Annotated in this window: 11 protein-coding genes; 8 read left to right on the top strand and 3 right to left on the bottom strand. The window is 72.7% G+C overall.

Annotated features, from left to right (window positions below):
* Positions 1 to 23: 23 nt before the first annotated feature.
* Positions 24 to 1,523: a protoporphyrinogen oxidase gene (gene hemG, locus ACIPXB_RS27355; RefSeq protein WP_401454060.1), complete on the bottom strand. Its 1,500-nt coding sequence runs from the start codon at positions 1,521 to 1,523 to the stop codon at positions 24 to 26.
* 138 nt (positions 1,524 to 1,661) lie between these two features.
* Here hemG and ACIPXB_RS27350 point away from each other — a divergent pair, with 138 nt between their 5' ends.
* A complete protein-coding gene (locus ACIPXB_RS27350) occupies positions 1,662 to 2,777 on the top strand; it encodes a DUF4349 domain-containing protein (RefSeq protein WP_401454059.1) in 1,116 nt (371 codons plus the stop codon).
* A gap of 86 nt (positions 2,778 to 2,863) precedes the next feature.
* The gene (locus ACIPXB_RS27345; protein ID WP_401454058.1) at positions 2,864 to 4,249 is read left to right on the top strand and encodes an FAD-dependent oxidoreductase; all 1,386 of its coding nucleotides are present in this window, start codon (positions 2,864 to 2,866) and stop codon (positions 4,247 to 4,249) included.
* Positions 4,250 to 4,271: 22 nt separating this feature from the next.
* Here the strand turns inward: ACIPXB_RS27345 and hemE are convergent, their stop codons facing one another.
* Entirely contained in the window at positions 4,272 to 5,336 is a 1,065-nt protein-coding gene (gene hemE / locus ACIPXB_RS27340; RefSeq protein WP_401454056.1) for a uroporphyrinogen decarboxylase, read from the bottom strand.
* A gap of 91 nt (positions 5,337 to 5,427) precedes the next feature.
* Between hemE and ACIPXB_RS27335 the strand changes: the two genes are divergently transcribed.
* The 6 genes from ACIPXB_RS27335 (at position 5,428) to ACIPXB_RS27310 (ending at position 13,314) form a co-directional block, all read left to right on the top strand.
* Positions 5,428 to 6,078, top strand: a complete 651-nt coding sequence (locus ACIPXB_RS27335) for a DUF3000 domain-containing protein (protein WP_401454055.1) — start codon at positions 5,428 to 5,430, stop codon at positions 6,076 to 6,078.
* A gap of 344 nt (positions 6,079 to 6,422) precedes the next feature.
* A complete protein-coding gene (locus tag ACIPXB_RS27330; protein WP_007267191.1) occupies positions 6,423 to 7,085 on the top strand; it encodes a response regulator transcription factor in 663 nt (220 codons plus the stop codon).
* 150 nt (positions 7,086 to 7,235) lie between these two features.
* Positions 7,236 to 8,519 (top strand): HRDC domain-containing protein, encoded by a 1,284-nt coding sequence (locus ACIPXB_RS27325; RefSeq protein ID WP_401454054.1) that lies wholly within the window; start codon positions 7,236 to 7,238, stop codon positions 8,517 to 8,519.
* A 245-nt stretch (positions 8,520 to 8,764) separates the two neighbouring features.
* Entirely contained in the window at positions 8,765 to 9,985 is a 1,221-nt protein-coding gene (locus ACIPXB_RS27320; RefSeq protein ID WP_401454053.1) for a thiolase family protein, read from the top strand.
* Positions 9,982 to 12,111 carry a 3-hydroxyacyl-CoA dehydrogenase NAD-binding domain-containing protein gene (locus tag ACIPXB_RS27315; protein WP_401454052.1) on the top strand — a complete coding sequence of 710 codons (2,130 nt, stop codon included), beginning with the start codon at positions 9,982 to 9,984 and terminating at the stop codon, positions 12,109 to 12,111. The genes ACIPXB_RS27320 and ACIPXB_RS27315 overlap by 4 nt, the downstream gene beginning before the upstream one ends.
* Before the next feature lie 153 nt (positions 12,112 to 12,264).
* Positions 12,265 to 13,314, top strand: coding sequence for an LCP family protein (locus ACIPXB_RS27310; protein WP_401454050.1), 1,050 nt, complete (start codon positions 12,265 to 12,267; stop codon positions 13,312 to 13,314).
* 12 nt (positions 13,315 to 13,326) lie between these two features.
* Here ACIPXB_RS27310 and ACIPXB_RS27305 read toward each other — a convergent pair whose 3' ends face one another.
* Positions 13,327 to 14,841, bottom strand: coding sequence for an amino acid permease (locus tag ACIPXB_RS27305; RefSeq protein WP_401454049.1), 1,515 nt, complete (start codon positions 14,839 to 14,841; stop codon positions 13,327 to 13,329).
* Between the last annotated feature and the right edge of the window lie 24 nt (positions 14,842 to 14,865).

The following is a 14,865-nucleotide window of genomic DNA, read 5'->3' as shown; positions in this document are numbered from 1 at the left end:
GTGCCTATTGTCCCGTGTCCGGATCAGTGCTCTGCGCCAGGGGTCCCGATGATCGCGTCGGCGGCCGCGCGGGCGCTCGCGATGCAGGCCGGGATGCCCACGCCGTCGTAGAGGGCGCCGCACACCGCGAGGCCGGGGACGGCGGCGACGGCGGTCCGGATCCGCTCGACGCGGGCGAGATGGCCCACCGGGTACTGGGGCAGTCCGCCGTCCCAGCGGGTGACGGTGGCGGCGACGGGGCGGGCCGCGAGGCCGACGGCGTCGCCGAGGTCGGCGAGGGAGACGTCGACCAGCTCGGCGTCGTCGCGCTCCAGGTCCTTGTCGTCGCCGTGCCGGCCGACGGACGTGCGCAGCAGGAAGAGGTCCGGGTCGGCGCCGGCCCAGGCCCACTTGTTGCTGGAGAACGTGGAGGCCTTGACCGTACGGCCGTCCACCGGCGGGACCAGGAAGCCGCTGGCGCCGCCGCCGCTGACGGACTCCGGCAGCTCGGCGCGCCGGAAGGCCATGGTGACCAGGGCCATCGAGGCGTACTCGACGCCGCGCAGTTCGGCGGCGGCCGCGGGCGCGGCCGCGTCCAGCAGGCGTGCGGCGGGCCCGGCCGGGGTGGCGACGACCACGGCGTCGGCGCCGAGGACCCGGTCCCCGGCGGTGACCTGCCAGCCGTCCGGCGTACGGCGGATCGCGCGGACCTCGGCACCGGTCAGCAGGGTGGCTCCGGCGGCCCGGCAGGCGTCGGCGACGGCGAGCGGGAGCCGGCCGATGCCGCCCGCGATCCCGGCGAAGACGGGTCCGGTGGCGGCGGCGCCGATGACGGTGGCCTCGGCGGCGGCGTCGGCCTGGACGGAGCGGACGCTCTCGGCGAGGGTGCGGTGGGTGCGGATCGCCTGGTAGAGCTTCGGGACGGCGGCGCGCATCGAGATGCGGTACGCGTCCCCGGCGTAGACGCCGCCGAGGAGCGGTTCGACGAGGCGGTCGACGACCTCGTGGCCGAAGCGCGCGGCGACGTAGGCGCCGACCGCAACGTCCTCGCCGACCTCGGTGGGCGGCAGTTCGGCGTCGGCGGCGATCCGGGCCAGCCCCTCGGCGGAGAGCACGCCGGAGGCGGCGAGCGGGCCGGTGTCGCCGGGGACGCCCATCACATGGCCGCGTGGCATGTCGCACAGGACACCGCGGTTCCACAGCCGGGCGGTGGCGGTGGCGGGCGGCTGCAGCGCGTCGCCGAGACCGACGGCGCGGGCGAGTTCGACCGCCTCGGGGCGGCGGGCGAGGACGGACTCGGCGCCGAGGTCGACCGGGAGCCCGGCGAGTTCACCGGCGTACAGCTTGCCGCCGAGGCGCGGACCGGCCTCCAGCAGGGTCACCCGGGCGCCCGCCGCGAGCAGCCGGTGGGCGGCGGCCAGGCCCGCGATCCCGCCGCCGATGACAACGACGTGGCGGGGGCCACCGGGTCCGGGACGGCTGCCGGGACCGGGCTGCGGGCCGGTTCCGGCCGGCTGATCCGTACGCGTGTCCGCTTCGTGCATGGACACATCGTCTCAGACCGATCACCGAGGCCGGACCGTGACCGCATCGGAACCGGCTCGGGACCGCCGGTTCGAAACCCGGGACAGGACTCTGGACGTCGAAACGGCGACATCGACGCGTCGGTCCCGGGGGGACTCATGAAGCTTGCGCACAGACACCGTTCCGCCACCGCCCTGGTGGTCCTCGCGCTGACGGGGACGCTCGCGCTCACCGCCTGCGCGGCGGACACCGCCACGGACACGGCGGCCGGCTCCGACAAGGCGGCCGCCGCCCCGGCCCCGGCGGACGCGGGCCGGGCCGCACCGGGCGGGGCGGCACAGGAGGGCGCCAAGGGGGCGGCCCCGGCGACCGGCAAGGCGCCGGGCACGGCGGCTCCGGCGGCCCCGGCCGCGCCCGTCGTACGGCCGCACGTGATCCGCACGGCCACGGTGGGCATCGAGACGGCGGACGGGCAGCAGGCGCTGGCCACCGCCCGGACCGCCGCCGAGGGCGCGGGCGGGTACGTCGGCAACGAGACCACGCAGCGCGGCAAGGACGGCCGGGTGACCTCGACGCTGACCCTGCGGGTGCCGGGCGAGCGGTTCGACGCGGTCCTCGGCGCGCTGGAGGGCACCGGCAAGCTGCTCAGCCGCAAGGTCGAGGCGCAGGACGTGACGGAGAAGGTCGCGGACGTCGACAGCCGGGTGAAGTCGGCACAGGCGAGCGTGGTGCGGGTGCGCGAGATGATGGACAAGGCCTCCGCGCTGAGCGACGTCGTCATGCTGGAGAGCGAACTGAGCAGGCGTCAGTCGGACCTGGAGTCGCTGCTGGCCCAGCAGACCGCGCTGAAGGACCAGACCTCGCTGGGCACGATCACGCTCCAGGTCGCGGAACCGGAGCCGGTGGCGGAACCGGAGAAGAAGAAGAAGAAGAAGGAGGACCCCGGGTTCCTGGACACGCTCGCGGGTGGCGCGGGGGTCCTGCTGACGGTGCTGAAGTGGGCGCTGCTGGTGCTGGGCGCGGTGCTGCCCTTCACACTCGCGGCGGGTCTGCTGTGGCTGCTGTGGCGAGCGGTGCGCTCGCTGCTCCCGGAGCGCCCGAAGCCGCGGCAGGCGCGGCCGGTCCCGGCGTGGCCGCACCAGCGGACCGTCCCGGGCCCGGGGAGCCGTCCCCACGACGGTGCGGACGACCTCGACGACGACCCCGACGAGGACGGTACGGACGACGGCTCCACCACCGGCCCGGCGGGCGGCCAGCCCGGCGGCCGGGGCTGAGGCAGTCCCGCGCGAACTGACCCCGTCCTCACCCCCGCCGTGATCTTCTGGAGTCCGGAGCACGACGGCGGAGGGACGGAACGGACATGGGTGGGACGCAGCGGCTGGTGGTCGTGGGCGGCGACGCGGCGGGGATGTCCGCCGCGTCGCAGGCCCGCCGGCTGAAGGGGCCGGCGGAGCTGGAGATCGTCGCGTTCGAGCGCTCGCACTTCACGTCGTACTCGGCGTGCGGGATCCCGTACTGGATCGGCGGCGGGGTGCCCCGGCGCGACGACCTGATCGCGCGGAGCCCCGAGGAGCACCGGGCGCGCGGTATCGACCTGCGGATGCGGACCGAGGTGGTGGAGCTGGACCTGGGCGGGCAGCGGGTGCGCTCGCGCGACCTGGAGTCCGGAGCCGAGGCCTGGACGGGCTTCGACCAGCTGGTCCTGGCCACGGGCGCCCGCCCGCTGCGCCCGCGGCTGCCCGGTATCGGCGCGGCCGGGGTGCACGGGGTGCAGACGCTGGACGACGGTCAGCGGCTGCTCGACACCCTGGAGCGGACGGCGGGCCGGCGGGCGGTGGTGGTCGGCGCGGGCTACATCGGCGTGGAGATGGCCGAGGCCCTCGTCGAGCGCGGCTACGAGGTGACGGTGCTGCACCGCGGCGAGCAGCCGATGGCCACCCTGGACCCGGACATGGGCGGGCTGGTGCACTCGGCGATGAACGCGATGGGCATCGTCACGGTCGCCGGCGCCGAGGTCACCCGGGTGCTGACCGACGAGGAGGGCCGGGCCCGGGGCGTGGCGACCGCCAAGGGCGAGGAGTACCCGGCGGACGTGGTGGTCCTCGGGATCGGCGTCGAGCCGCGGACCGCGCTGGCTCGCGCGGCGGGCCTGCCGCTGGGCACGTCGGGCGGGCTGCTGACGGACCTGGCGATGCGGGTACGCGGATACGAGAACGTCTGGGCGGGCGGGGACTGCGTGGAGGTCCTGGACCTGGTCGCGGGCCGCGACCGCTACGTCCCGCTGGGCACGCACGCGAACAAGCACGGCCAGGTGATCGGCTCGGGCGTGGGCGGCGGCTACGCGACGTTCCCCGGGGTGGTCGGCACGGCCGTCAGCAAGGTGTGCTCGCTGGAGATCGCGCGGACGGGGCTGCGGGAGAAGGACGCCCTCGCGGTGGGCCTGCGCTTCGTGACGTCCACGATCGTCTCGACGAACACCGCCGGCTACTACCCGGGCGCCGAGCCGATGACGGTCAAGATGATGGCCGAGCGGCGCACGGGCCGCCTGCTGGGCGTGCAGATCGTCGGCGGGGCGGGCGCGGCCAAGCGCGTCGACATCGCGGCGGTCGCGCTGACGGCCGGGATGACGGTGGAGCAGGTCGCCGCCCTGGACCTGGGCTACGCCCCGCCGTTCTCGCCGGTGTGGGACCCGGTCCAGGTGGCGGCCCGCAAGGCGGTGACCGCCGTACGGGCGGCGGGGGTCTGACCCCGGCCGCCGCCCGCGCGGGTCAGCGTGCGGTGCGGGTGTGGACGTAGTCCACGAGGCGGGTCAGGGCGTCCGGGTCCGTGGTGGGCAGGACACCGTGGCCCAGGTTGAAGACGTGGCCCTCCAGGCCGGAGGCGGCGGCCAGGACCTCGTCGGTCTTGGCCTCCACGGCCTCGGGGGTGGAGAAGAGGACGGCGGGGTCGAGGTTGCCCTGGAGTGCCTTGCCGGGGCCGACACGGCGGGCGGCCTCGTCGAGCGGGACCCGGTAGTCGACGCCCATGACGTCCGCGCCGGCCTCGCCCATCAGGCCCAGGAGCTCGCCGGTGCCCACGCCGAAGTGGATGCGCGGGACTCCGTAGGAGGCGACGGACTGGAGGACCTTCGCGGAGGCGGGCATCACCGAGCGGCGGTAGTCGGCCGGGGCGAGGGCGCCGACCCAGGAGTCGAAGAGCTGGACGGCGGAGGCGCCGGCCTCGATCTGCACCTTCAGGAAGGCGCTCGTGATCTCCGCGAGGCGGTCCAGCAGGTCGGCCCACAGCTGCGGGTCGCCGTACATGAGCGCCTTGGTGTGCTCGTGGTTGCGCGAGGGGCCGCCCTCGACGAGGTAGCTCGCGAGGGTGAAAGGAGCGCCGGCGAAGCCGATCAACGGGGTGGCGCCGAGTTCACCCGTGAGCATGCCGATCGCCTCGGTGACGTAGGAGACGTCCTCCGGGGTGAGGTCGCGCAGCTGTGCGAGGTCCTCGCGGCGGCGGATCGGCTGGGCCACGACCGGGCCGATGCCCGGCTTGATGTCCAGGTCGATGCCGATGGCCTTGAGCGGGACGACGATGTCGGAGAAGAAGATCGCCGCGTCGACCTTGTGGCGCCGCACCGGCTGCAGCGTGATCTCCGTGACCAGGTCGGGCCGCATGCAGGACTCCAGCATGGCGGTGCCCTCGCGGACCTTGCGGTACTCGGGGAGGGAGCGCCCGGCCTGCCGCATGAACCACACCGGGGTGTGCGGGACCGGCTCGCGCCGGCACGCCTTCAGGAAGGCGGAATCGTACGTCTGGCTCGGCTGGCCCGTGGGGCGGTGGTTGGCGCTCACGGCCCAAATCTTCGCACGTACGGCGAAGAGGCCGCCCGGCGGCGGGTGTCCTTGCGCCGAACGCCGCCCCGTTCCGCCTAGTCTTCCCCGCATGGCTGCGGCTCAGGGACGATTTTCAGATGGCGCTGACGGTGTGGACAGCGCGAAGGAGACCTCCGTCCCGCTCCCGTTCCGGCGGGCGGTCGACGGCTTGAAGAAGGCCCGGCTGCGTCCGGGGATCGAGATCGACCCGACCAGACCGCCGCAGAGACTCGCGCCGCACGCGTACGCGCTGGAGGCGGCCGTGGTGGACGGCGAGGACGACCTCGCCGACGGCAAGCTGATCCTCCTGCACGACCCGGCCGGGCACGAGGCGTGGCACGGAACGTTCCGGCTGGTGACCCTGGTACGGGCGGAACTGGAACCGGAGATGGCCACCGACCCGCTGCTGCCGGAGGTGTGCTGGTCGTGGCTGACCGGGGCGCTGGAGGCGCGCGGGCTGGGGTACGGGGAGCCGAGCGGGACCGTGACCATGGCGAGCTCGCACTACTTCGGCGGGCTCGGGGAGCGGCGGCCGGCGACCCAGATCGAGATCAGGGCCTCGTGGACGCCGCGCGAGGGCGCGGGCGGGGTGCCGGACACGGGGGCCCACCTGGCGGCGTGGTGCGAACTGCTGTGCCAGATCGCGGGGCTGCCGCCGGTGGGGCCGGCCGAGGCGGGCGTGGTCTCGCTGCCGCAGCGGCGCGGCCCGCACCATCCGTAGCGCGGAGTACGGGGCGGACGGGGCGGACGGCGTCCGCGGCCGGCGGGCTCGCACGAAGGATGGAAATGACCCCTCTGTCCCTTTGTGCCGCAAGCGCACCCTCATCGGGGCGGGCGGTGCGGGCTTCTGATCGTCACCTGATCGATACCCCGCCGTTCGCACGGCGGCCGCCGATCGTTCGGTGATCGATCGCCCGTCCGAATTGCCCGAATTGTTACTCACCAAATCGTGATCATTCTCTAAAGCCGGGCGGGTGACGTGCCGAAGGAGTCAGTGACCATCCGCACGGAGCGCACCGGCTCCTTCCCCAGCCGGCCGTCCCGTCCACTCCCCCAGGAGGCCTGGTGTCCGTTCTTCTTGAGCAGCCTGCAAGCCTGGTCGCCTACCGCCCCAACAAGCCGACCGCCATGGTCGTCGTGGCCGACCCCCGCGTCCGTTCCACCGTGACCCGCCACCTGTGGGCCCTCGGGGTGCGTGACGTCATCGAGGCGTCGTCCATCGCGGAGGCCCGTCCCCGCGTCGGCAGCCCGCGCGACATCTGCGTGGCCGACGTCCACCTGCCCGACGGCTCCGGTCTCACCCTCCTGTCCGAGACCCGCGCCGCGGGCTGGCCGAACGGCCTGGCCCTGTCCGCCGCCGACGACATCGGCGCGGTCCGCAACGCCCTCGCGGGCGGGGTGAAGGGCTACGTCGTCACCGGAACGCGTACGAACATCGGGCTGCCCACCCGGCCCGGCGCCGCCCCCATCGGTGCCGCCGCCGCCCGCATGCACCGCCGCCCCCCGGGTGCCCCGAGCCACCCGGGCGGCTACCGCGAGCTCTCCGGCCGCGAGGTCGAGGTCCTGCGCCTCGTCGCGGAGGGCCAGTCCAACAAGGCCATCGGCGTCTCGATGGGCCTGTCCGCCCTGACCGTCAAGTCACACCTCGCCCGGATCGCCCGCAAGCTGGGCACCGGCGACCGCGCGGGAATGGTCGCCGTCGCGCTGCGTACCGGGATCATCCACTGAGCCCGGCCCGCGGCCCCCGGATAGCCCGCCCCCGCACCCCGCGCGGGGGACCGCCGGGCAGACACCCGGAAAACTCCCCGCGACCCGACCGCGCCCGTCGACGGAACGTTCCGGCGACGGGCGCGCCGTATCCACGGATACCCTTGACCGGTGACCGACGCCCAAGAGACCGCAGCAGACCTGCGCACCACCACCGGGGGCGGCCCCCCGGACGATGTCGATGTTCCGTCCGATGGGCAGCCGATCCCCTTGCTCGAACCCCGAGAGGGGATCCCTCCGGTGGTCGCCGACAACGATGCCCTCGCCCGGGTGATCGCGGCCTTCGCCGCGGGGACCGGGCCCGTCGCGGTGGACGCCGAACGCGCCTCCGGATACCGCTACGGACAGCGCGCCTACCTGGTGCAGCTGCGCCGCGAGGGCGCGGGCTCCGCGCTCGTCGACCCGGTGGGCTGCCCCGACCTGTCCGGACTGGGCGAGGCCCTGTCCGGCACCGAATGGATCCTGCACGCCGCCACCCAGGACCTGCCGTGCCTGCGTGAAATAGGCATGGTGCCGACCTCGCTCTTCGACACGGAGCTGGCCGGCCGGCTCGCCGGGTTCCCGCGGGTCGGGCTGGGCGCGATGGTCGAGAGCGTGCTCGGGTACGCGCTGGAGAAGGGCCACTCGGCCGTGGACTGGTCCACGCGCCCGCTGCCGGAGCCGTGGCTGCGCTACGCCGCGCTGGACGTGGAGCTCCTGGTGGACCTGCGCGACGCGCTGGAGAAGGAGCTGGACCGCCAGGGCAAGCTGGAGTGGGCCCGGCAGGAGTTCGAGGCCATCGCCTCGGCGCCGCCCCCGCCGCCGCGCAAGGACCCCTGGCGCCGTACGTCCGGGATGCACAAGGTGCGCCGCCGCCGTCAGATGGCCGTGGTGCGCGAGCTGTGGGAGACCCGCGACCGGATCGCGCAGCGGCGTGACGTGTCACCGGGCAAGGTGCTCAGTGACAGCGCGATCGTCGAGGCCGCCCTCGCGGTGCCGGCCAATGTGCACGCCCTGTCGGCGCTGTCCGGTTACGGCCAGCGGATGGGCCGGCGGCAGCTGGAGCAGTGGATGGCCGCCGTGGACCGGGCCAAGGCCCTGCCGGAGAACGAGCTGCCGCAGCCCGGCGCGACCCCGGCCGGTCCGCCGCCGCCGCGCTCCTGGGCCGACAAGGACCCGGCCGCCGCGGCCCGCCTGGCGGCGGCCCGTACCGCGGTCTCCGCGCTGGCCGAGCAGCTGAACCTGCCGCAGGAGAACCTGATCACCCCGGACACCGTGCGCCGGCTGTGCTGGGAGCCGCCGTTCCACCTCTCGGCCGCCTCCGTGGAGGAGGCCCTGGCCGGGTACGGCGCCCGCCCCTGGCAGATCGAACAGGTCACCGTCCCCCTGGTCGCCGCCCTGGAGGCCACCGCCTGACGGCCTGACGTACCCCTCGAGGAGCCCCCGAGCCCGCCCCGCGGCCGGGGGCTCCCGCGCGTCCCGCACCCGTGGGCCGCGCCGGGCGGAGCACGCCGGGGAGTGTGACCTTCGCCGCTGTTCGGGGAGGGGGTGTGCACATTGGTTACCCGCAAGTAGCATGGGCCGGGTGAGCGCGCGCTCAGCCCAGTCGCGGCGGCGCCGCCGCGCAGCAGTGCACACCCGCACCCTGGAGGAGAGCCATCGTGCCTCGTACCGTCAGGGACGTCGTCTTCGTCGACGGCGTCCGCACCCCGTTCGGCAAGGCGGGCCCGAAGGGCATCTACCACGAGACCCGCGCCGACGACCTCGTCGTGAAGGCGATCCGGGAGCTGCTGCGCCGCAACCCGGACCTCGACCCGAAGAAGATCGACGAGGTGGCCATCGCCGCCACCACCCAGATCGGCGACCAGGGTCTGACGATCGGCCGTACCGCGGGCATCCTCGCCGGTCTGCCGGAGACCGTCCCCGGCTACGCCATCGACCGCATGTGCGCCGGCGCGCTGACCGCCGTCACCACCGTGGCCGGCTCCATCGCCTTCGGCGCGTACGACATCGCCATCGCGGGCGGTGTCGAGCACATGGGCCGCCACCCGATGGGCGAGGGCGTGGACCCGAACCCGCGCTTCGTGAGCGAGAAGCTGGTCGACGAGTCCGCCCTGTTCATGGGCATGACGGCGGAGAACCTGCACGACCGCTACCCGACCATCACCAAGGAGCGCTGCGACGCGTACGCGGTGAACTCCCAGGAGAAGGCCGCCAAGGCGTACGCCGACGGCAAGATCCAGCAGGACCTGGTGCCGGTCGCGGTACGCCGCACCAACGCGGACGCCGGTGAGACGGGCTGGGGCCTGGTCACCTCCGACGAGCCGATGCGTCCGGGCACCACCATGGACAACCTGGCGAACCTCAAGACGCCGTTCCGCGTGCACGGCCGGGTCACCGCGGGCAACGCCGCCGGTCTCAACGACGGCGCCACCGCCTCCCTCATCGCCTCCGAGGACTTCGCCCGCGAGAACAACCTCCCGGTCAAGATGCGCCTCGTCTCCTACGCCTTCGCCGGCGTCGAGCCGGAGGTCATGGGCTACGGCCCCATCCCGGCCACCGAGAAGGCCCTGGCCCAGGCCGGCCTGTCCATCGAGGACATCGGCCTGTTCGAGCTGAACGAGGCCTTCGCCGTCCAGGTGCTCGCCTTCCTGGAGCACTACGGCATCGCCGACGACGACGCGCGTGTCAACCAGTACGGCGGCGCCATCGCGTTCGGCCACCCGCTCGCCTCCTCCGGCGTCCGCCTGCTGACGCAGCTGGCCCGCCAGTTCGAGGAGCAGCCGCACGTCCGCTACGGCCTGACCACCATGTGCGTGGGCTTCGGCATGGGCGCGACGACCATCTGGGAGAACCCGCACTTCGCCGGAGGCAACAAGTGAGCACCACCGCTGAGCTCCTGAAGGGCGCGGCCGAGCTGTTCCCGGACGAGGTCGTCACGCAGGCGCACGTCCGCCACCTCGACCTGCCGTTCGGCGCCGGGCGCTTCGCGCTCATCACGCTGGACAACGGCTTCGACCACACCAAGCCGACCACGTTCGGCCCGCAGTCGCTGGCCAACCTGAACGCGGCGATCGACCAGGTCGAGCAGGAGGCCATCGCCGGCTCCATCGTCGGCGCGGGTATCACCGGCAAGCCGTTCATCTTCGCGGTCGGCGCCGACCTCAAGGGCGTCGAGCTCCTCAAGCAGCACGACGAGGCGCTGGCCATCGGCAAGGGCGGCCACGACGTCTTCAAGCGGCTGTCCTCGCTGGGCGTGCCCACCTTCGCGTACTACAACGGTGCGGCGATGGGCGGCGGCGTCGAGGTCGGCCTGCACTGCACGTACCGCACCGTGTCGAAGGCCATCCCGGCCTTCTCGCTGCCCGAGGTCTTCCTCGGTCTGGTTCCGGGCTGGGGCGGCTGCGCCATCCTCCCGAACCTCATCGGTGCGGAGCGCGCGGTCTCGGTCATCATCGAGAACTCGCTGAACCAGAACCGCCAGCTCAAGGGCAAGCAGGTCTTCGAGCTCGGCATCGCCGACGCGATCTTCGAGGGCGCGGACTTCCTGGAGCAGTCCCTGCTGTGGACCGCGCGGGTCCTGACCGGCCAGACCGAGGTCGTACGCGCCGAGATCGACCGCGGCGAGGCGTGGGACGCGGCCGTGGCCAAGGGCCGCTTCATCGCCGACTCCAAGGTGCACGGCGCGGCCCCGGCCGCCTACCGCGCGCTGGACATCATCGCGGCGGCCAAGGACGGCGACCTCCAGGCCGGCTTCGACGCCGAGGACACGGCGCTGGCCGACCTCATCATGGGCGGCGAGCTGCGCTCGGGCATCTACGCCTTCAACCTGGTCCAGAAGCGCGGCAAGCGCCCGGCCGGCGCCCCGGACAAGAACCTGGCCCGCCCGGTCACCAAGGTCGGCGTCGTCGGCGCGGGCCTGATGGCCTCGCAGCTGGCGCTGCTCTTCCTGCGCCGCCTGGAGGTGCCGGTGGTCCTCACCGACATCGACCAGGAGCGCGTGGACAAGGGCGTGGGCTACGTCCACGCCGAGATCCAGAAGCTGCTCGGCAAGGGCCGCATCAACCAGGACAAGGCCAACCGCCTGACCGCCCTGGTGACCGGTGTCCTGGACAAGGCCGAGGGCTTCGCGGACGCGGACTTCATCATCGAGGCCGTGTTCGAGGAGATGTCGGTCAAGCAGAAGGTGTTCGCGGAGGTCGAGGCGGTCGCCCCGGCGCACGCGATCCTCGCCACCAACACCTCCTCGCTGTCGGTGTCGGAGATGGCCTCCAAGCTCCAGCACCCGGAGCGCGTGGTCGGCTTCCACTTCTTCAACCCGGTCGCGATCCTCCCGCTGCTGGAGATCGTCCGCGGCGAGAAGACCGACGACGCCTCCCTGGCCACGGCCTTCGCCGTCGCCAAGAAGCTGAAGAAGACCGCGGTCCTCACCAAGGACGCCCCGGCGTTCGTCGTGAACCGCATCCTGACCCGCTTCATGGGCGAGATCCAGAACGTCATCGACGAGGGCACCCCGGTCGTCACGGCGGAGAAGGCCATCGAGCCGCTCGGCCTGCCGATGTCCCCGCTGGTGCTCCTGGAGCTCGTGGGCCCCGCGATCGGTCTGCACGTCTCGGAGACCCTCAACGGTGCCTTCCCGGAGCGCTTCACCGTCTCGCCGAACCTCAAGCGGGTCGTCGAGGCCGGCAAGCGCGGCTTCTACGTCTACGACTCCGGCGCGCCGGAGCTGGACCCCGAGGTCGCGGCGCTCCTGGTGCAGGGCGACTCCGTCCTGACCGAGGAGCAGGTCCGCGCGCGCGTCCTGGACGCGGTGGCGCAGGAGATCGGCCTGATGCTGGAGGAGGGCGTCGTGGCCGAGGCCCAGGACATCGACCTCTGCCTCATCACGGGCGCCGGCTGGCCCTTCCACCTGGGCGGCATCACGCCGTACCTGGACCGTGAGGGCGTCTCGGAGCGCGTGAACGGCAAGAAGTTCCTCGCCCCGGGCGTCGCGAGCGTCCCGGCGTAACACCCGGCGCGATCGCGCGAGAGGCCCGTCCGCACCTGGTGCGGGCGGGCCTCTCGGCACGTGGCAGGACCATATCTCCGCAATCGAGCGCGCGTACGTTTATCTTGTAGCCCGCGAGACTCCACCCACCCGTTCGGAAGGCCGGTCCCGGGCATGACTGCTGACACTCCGGAAACGAAGCCCCGCTCCCGGGGGCGGCGTGCCCTGCGGATCGGCCTGCTGGTCCTGGCCCTGCTGGTGCTGGGTACGGCGGGCGCCGGCTGGTGGGCGTACCACCGGCTGGACAGCAACCTCGCCAGCGTCGACCTGGACGCGGCGATCGGCGACAACCGGCCGCCGAAGGTGGTCCCGGGCGCCCGGAACATCCTGGTGATCGGCTCCGACTCGCGCGCCGGGGCCAACGCCGAGCTGGACCACGGGCAGGTCAGCGGCGCCCGTTCGGACACCGCGATGCTGGTGCACATACCCGAGGGCCGGGCCAGGGCGACCGCGGTGAGCATCCCCCGCGACACCCTGGTCACCCGGCCCGAGTGCAAGGACGCCGACGGCGCCACGGTGCGCTCCGCGAACCGGGTCATGTTCAACTCGGTCTACTCGCTGGCCGGTCCGGCCTGTGTGGTCAAGACGGTCGAGCAGATGTCCGGCGTCCGTGTCGACCACTTCGTGGAGGTGGACTTCGCCGGCTTCAAGGGGCTCGTGGACGCCCTCGGCGGGGTCACCGTCACCCTGGACAAGCCGATGTCGGGGGCCAAGGGCAGCCTCAAGCTGGACGCGGGCACGCACCGGCTCAATGGTGAGCAGTCGCTGCGGTTCGTCCGCACCCGCTACGGCTACGGCGACGGCAGCGATCTGGGCCGGATAGGCCTCCAGCAGCAGTTCATGATGGCGCTGCTGGCGGAGCTGAAGAAGCAGGACGCCCTGTCCAACCCGGCGCGGCTCTACAAGCTCGCCGACGCCGGCACCAAGTCGCTGACCACCGATTCGGGGCTGGGCTCGCTGAGCGCGCTCGCCGAGTTCGCGCAGAGCGTGCAGGGCGTGGACCCGAGCACGATGGAGACCATCATGCTGCCGGTCGCCTACGACCGGATCGACCCCAACCGGGTGGTGGTGGCCGAGCCGCAGGCGACGCAGCTGTGGGAAGCGGTGCGCAAGGACGAGAAGATCCCGGCCTCGGCGAAGGACTCCCCCGCCAAGGCCGGGTGATGCGCTCGTGGTTCAGGTGTGCGGCACCTGCTCGTCGCCGCGTTCGAGGCCGCGGCCGAGCCGGCTGTGCCCGCGGCCGTACGCGTAGTAGACGACGATGCCGATGGCCATCCAGATCCCGAACCGCAGCCAGGTGTCGGCCGGCAGGTTGAGCATCAGCCACAGGGAGGCCGCGATCGAGACGATCGGGAGCACCGGCACCCACGGGGTGCGGAAGGAGCGGTGCAGGTCGGGGCGGGTCCGGCGCAGGATGATCACGCCGAGCGCGACGACCACGAAGGCGAACAGGGTGCCGATGTTCACCAGTTCCGCGAGCTTCTCCAGGCTGGTGAAGCCGGCGAGGAAGGCGATGGCCACACCGAGCAGGATGGTCGCGCGGTACGGGGTGCGGTACTTCGGGTGGGTGACGGAGAAGAAGCGCGGCAGCAGACCGTCGCGGCTCATCGCGAAGAACACCCGGGTCTGGCCGAGCAGCAGGATCATGCTGACCGTGATCAGGCCGACGGCGGCACCGAGGCTGATGGCGCCGGCGAAGAACGGCTGGTTCACGGACTTGAAGGCCTCGGCGAGCGGTGCGGTCGGCGACATCTGCGTGTAGTGCTGCATACCGGTGACGACCAGGGTCACGGCGACGTAGAGCACGGTGCAGACCAGCAGCGAGCCCAGGATGCCGCGCGGCATGTCGCGCTGCGGGTTCTTGGTCTCCTCGGCCGCCGTCGCCACGACGTCGAAGCCGATGAAGGCGAAGAACACCAGCGCGGCGGCGGTGAAGATGCCCATGACGCCGAAGTTGGTCGGCTCGTAGCCGAACATCAGCTGGACCAGCGGGGCGTGCCAGCCGCTGACGGTCTCCTCCTGGGGCTTGGCCGGCGGGATGAACGGCGAGTAGTTGTCGGCCTTGATGAAGAACAGGCCCGCGACGATGACCAGCAGCACCACGGTCACCTTGATGGCGACGACGATGGCGGTGATCCGCGCCGAGAGCTTGGTGCCGACCACCAGGATCGCGGTGAGCGCCAGGACCAGCAGGAAGGCCATCAGGTCGAAGGAGCCGCCCGCGTCGGGTCCGGCCAGCGCCCTGGGCAGCTCCCAGCCGAGGTTGGTGTCCATCAGATGGCGTACGTACCCGGACCAGCCGACCGCGACCACCGCGGTGCCCAGGGCGAATTCCAGCACCAGGTCCCAGCCGATGATCCAGGCGGGCAGCTCGCCGATCGAGGCGTAGCTGAAGGTGTACGCCGATCCGGCCACCGGCACCGTCGAGGCGAACTCGGCGTAGCACAGGGCCGCGAGGGCGCAGACGACGCCCGCGGCCACGAAGGACAGGGCGGTGGCGGGTCCGGCGTTGTTCCGGGCCGCGATGCCCGTGAGGACGAAGATGCCCGTGCCGATGATGACACCGACACCGAAGATCATGAGGTCCCACGCGGAGAGCGACTTCCTGAGCTGATGCTCCGGCTCTTCGGTGTCACGGATGGACTGCTCGACCGATTTCGTACGGAAGGGGCTGTTGATATCCGTAGTCACGGACACACCTCCGAACTCAGGGTC

The organism is Streptomyces sp. NPDC090022 (genome assembly GCF_044748145.1).
Taxonomy (GTDB): domain Bacteria; phylum Actinomycetota; class Actinomycetes; order Streptomycetales; family Streptomycetaceae; genus Streptomyces.
Note: the sequence above shows the minus strand (reverse complement) of the source record. Positions and strands in the feature narration are given on the sequence as shown.

Excerpts from the sequence above, each read along its gene's own strand:
- ACIPXB_RS27335 (WP_401454055.1), top strand. The coding sequence starts at position 5,428 with ATGGCTGCGGCTCAGGGACGATTTTCAGATGGCGCTGACGGTGTGGAC.
- ACIPXB_RS27310 (WP_401454050.1), top strand. The coding sequence starts at position 12,265 with ATGACTGCTGACACTCCGGAAACGAAGCCCCGCTCCCGGGGGCGGCGT.
- ACIPXB_RS27350 (WP_401454059.1), top strand. The coding sequence starts at position 1,662 with ATGAAGCTTGCGCACAGACACCGTTCCGCCACCGCCCTGGTGGTCCTC.
- hemG (WP_401454060.1), bottom strand. The coding sequence starts at position 1,523 with ATGCACGAAGCGGACACGCGTACGGATCAGCCGGCCGGAACCGGCCCG.
- ACIPXB_RS27345 (WP_401454058.1), top strand. The coding sequence starts at position 2,864 with ATGGGTGGGACGCAGCGGCTGGTGGTCGTGGGCGGCGACGCGGCGGGG.